Genomic DNA, 3,238 nt, shown 5'->3' with positions numbered 1-3,238 from the left:
GTAGAAATATCATAGTATTTCATATAGTCTTTCCGGGAAAAAGGTTCTTTGATTTTTCCTTGCAATATTTCAACTCTGTCAGAGATTGGATGTGTCAGCCTGTAATGCATCTCAATTGAATCTTCTATTATTGAATCTATTATGGATAGATGAAATTCATATAAAGGATATTTTGAACCCCTCTCTTTTGATAATAATTCTGCATTGTAAAAATGGTTTACACCTTTAGAATCTATAAATTTCTCCTGCTCGAAGTATTCGTCATATGGTAAATATAAGATCATTCCATATTCTTTGTAAAAGAGTGATATAAGTAAGAGTTCTTCAAGCATACTGTCCATTTTGTAAAAACTATCAGAACAAAATTCAGCAATATCGTATAAGAAAAAATTATCCGACTTTGAGACTTTATATTTTTCAGTGATATTTTCAATGCCAATATTCCTAAATAATCCACTGTTATTGTACTCTTTGACCAGATTGTCAATATTCGGATATTTATGCTTAGTCATTCCAATATGAAGGTCAATTACTTTTTGAACCATTTTATGACCTTCTTCACTCAGTGTGTTTGTGTATGGTTTATCATTTGATATTAGTTGGGTAATATATTTATCAGGATATGATATTTCAAGATAATGAAGAGTATTTTGAATATTTTTGATATTGCACATCATATCAAAGTCAATATGCTTATGTGCATTTCTGATTTCCTTTATCCTTCCTATCTTTTCAGATATAGAAACAACGGAAGAAATTATTCGATCTGTAATAGGATATTCTAAAACCATAGAAGAGAAATTATACTATTTATAATACTATCCAAATATATAAACAATTGCTTATACTATATCGCTTAAGCAGGTATTTATATTATGAATAATACTATTTCATATATTATTGATAATAAATAAAGAATAGTATTATTAATAGTATATTTTATATTAAAAACAGGAAATTTTATATAGTATTTCTCAGTGAAACATTCAATGAAAAATCCGGTAATGGCCTATTAACAAAAATTAAGGTGCAAAACCAGGACATTTGATAATCCGGCCTGATTTTTCTATAAGTCTCTTCATGAAAAATCCGTTCTTGTTATAAATCTTTGAGGATGTGTTAAAACTTATATCTATATCTTATTTTTTCTTTCTCATTCTATTCATTTCCGATTCGATTTTCTGGTCTGTGATATTCGCATAAATCATTGTGGTCCTTATGTTCGTATGTCCGAGGATCTTGCTGACAGATTCCAGCGATACGCCTTTATTCAGTGCAAGCGTCGCAAAAGTGTGCCTGCTCATGTGGAAGCTCAGATTCTTTTGAATCCCACAGATACCGGCTATTTCTTTAAGATAGCAGTTGAATAGACTTTGCCGACTCTTTATCAGTCGATTACAAAGAGAAGTATTTAGAGAGGTAATGATTTAGAAACGGTTCTCCTAACTAAAGTTTGCTATCATTTGCATAGCAGATAACTTTATGCACAAAGATAAACAAAGATTTTGTTTGTAAATATTTTTTGTAGAATATTCCGATAGCGCAGATTCAAATACTAAATGTGACAAATCAATTTAAAGATGTATAAAATCATCATCATATAACTTAAAATAAGTTTCTTTAATAATATATTGCCTGACAAGCCCATGGGTATATTCATTCAGGCCTCTTTATAAGGAGGAACAGGAATGCGCAAAATAAAAATCAGCATTTAGCATTTTGGCAATATATTCATGAGTAGTCAATTCTCCCCTATAACCATCATCGGCTATTATCGTTTTCACTGAAAAACACAGCACTTTAAATACATGCATTAATAGACTTGTGGCTTTACTATATATTGGCTATTGTTACCATAATCGCTATTAAAAATCCATTTTTATCTACTACAACATGGCGTTTAATGCTTTATTATTGCTTCAATTTACACTTTGGTTGTCCATGATACTCAAAGAAGCAATTTTATTTTGTTTCCGTTTGAATCTGATTGACTCTCGTTTATTACTCAATAACAAGTCAAACTCAGTCATGTTTGACTATTTGCAAAAATAGTAATAACCCAACTCCCATTTGGGATAATTTTTAGGCAGCCTACGCCATTAGCAACCGGTTCTTACAGACATTCATTTGATTACAAGCATTAGAGACACTCTGTAATAGTAACAGTAAATGATAAGTTGAAAAACATATATCAAGTTGAACATTTCAAGTATCATTCTTTTAGTAATTTCATAACTGGTATTATAACTTACAGCTTTTTACCGAACAAGCCTTCAATTTAGATACCAAACCCAAAAATCAAATTCAGATCGCTCTCTTTTATTAATGAATTCAGACTATAAGATTAAATTTTAACATGCAATATGTCCAAATAGTTTATAGCTTAGTCAAAGCTAGCAAATAAAAATTGCCGAATTTATTCACATATACAAAAGGAAGCCCGTAAGGTGCATTTGAACCTAAGTTCTATATACACTTTCTAATTAGAAATAAACATTTAAACGTTCTGATCAAAATGTATTACACATTAAGCATATGATCATTTCGGAAATATTTAACTATTTATATAAAATTAACATTATAGTTGTTGTGTTAAAATAATATTATGAGTTCATTTAACTAAATTTTATACCATATTTCTCTATGAGAACCTTATTATTTAATTTTATTCTACTTGTATTTTTACAATCTTGTATAAAACTGCAGGATAATAATTATTATTCATGTCTTGATTTAAAGGAAATTACTTCTGAAAGAAACTTTATAGGAAATAATGGGTGGTATTTTCAAAGAGGTCACATTTTGATTGATACCCTAGAAGCATATAAAGGAAAAGCATCTTTAAGATTGATTCCAACACCGTATGATGGTATTAAGCAAGCCTCTGCATTTTTCTATACAAATATGACCGAAATAGATGGTGATACCATCATATTTTCAGGAGAGTATAAATTAAGAAATGTAATAAATGGAAAGATTGTCATCCGGATTGAACAAGACAATAATAGTGGTAAAATTCGAAAAGATTCAATTATCATAGATGAATACACAAAAATTAACGAATGGCTAGATTTTTCAATCAGAATTCCCCTAAATGAAAATATAATAGAAAGTTTTTTCTATATAGATGTCATCGGAAATATGGATTGTTATATAAACAACTGTAAAATTAATATAGATGAACATCCGATAGAAAAATTTATTTGCGCTAAATATGAGGCAGAAGACAATAATGAAT

General features: G+C 29.1%; 2 protein-coding genes and 1 pseudogene. 1 reads left to right on the top strand and 2 read right to left on the bottom strand.

The features are described 5' to 3' along the window. Both JGH11_RS19535 and JGH11_RS19530 read right to left on the bottom strand, forming a co-directional pair. On the bottom strand, positions 1-791 hold a 791-nt coding region (locus JGH11_RS19535; protein WP_201114570.1), incomplete at its 3' end, for a hypothetical protein. Positions 792-1,139: 348 nt separating this feature from the next. Continuing rightward, positions 1,140-1,364: pseudogene (locus JGH11_RS19530) on the bottom strand (tyrosine-type recombinase/integrase); the annotation flags it as partial. Between the two features lie 1,279 nt (positions 1,365-2,643). Here JGH11_RS19530 and JGH11_RS19525 point away from each other — a divergent pair. After that, a partial coding sequence (locus JGH11_RS19525; protein ID WP_201114569.1) for a hypothetical protein occupies positions 2,644-3,238 on the top strand: 595 nt, incomplete at its 3' end.

The organism is Dysgonomonas sp. Marseille-P4677, assembly GCF_016652235.1.
Taxonomy (GTDB): Bacteria; Bacteroidota; Bacteroidia; order Bacteroidales; family Dysgonomonadaceae; genus Dysgonomonas.
This window is presented reverse-complemented; position numbering and strand designations above follow the sequence as displayed.